This is a genomic window from Aeromonas sp. PrichA-15 (assembly GCF_017939245.1).
Lineage (GTDB): Bacteria > Pseudomonadota > Gammaproteobacteria > Enterobacterales > Aeromonadaceae > Aeromonas > Aeromonas caviae.
The window spans coordinates 37,942-38,240 of sequence record NZ_JAGKRH010000190.1; the positions used below are offsets into that span (position 1 = coordinate 37,942).

Consider the following 299-nt stretch of genomic DNA (forward strand, 5'->3'; position numbering starts at 1 on the left):
GGCGTGATGCAGATCCCCCAATATCGGCTTTCGATACTTGGTGATAAACACCAAATGTACGTGCAAAACGTAGGTCGCATGGCGTGATTTATTAATTTTAGTGAATTGCATTCTGTCACTCAATCGGGCTTAATAGATATGGCAATAATGCTACACACTGAGCGCTAAATGCAAATTCTGAAAGCCTACAAATTCCGACTCGAACCGACAGCCCAACAAGCGCAACGCCTGCGCCAGTTGGGCGGTTGTGCTCGTTATGTCTGGAATCACGGGCTGGCAGAAACCAAACGCATTCTGGA

Annotated in this window: 1 pseudogene; it reads right to left on the minus strand. The window is 47.2% G+C overall.

Annotation, left to right across the window (positions count from 1 at the left end):
• A pseudogene (locus J9889_RS24740) lies at window positions 1–111 on the minus strand (IS200/IS605 family transposase); the annotation flags it as partial.
• Window positions 112–299: the final 188 nt, after the last annotated feature.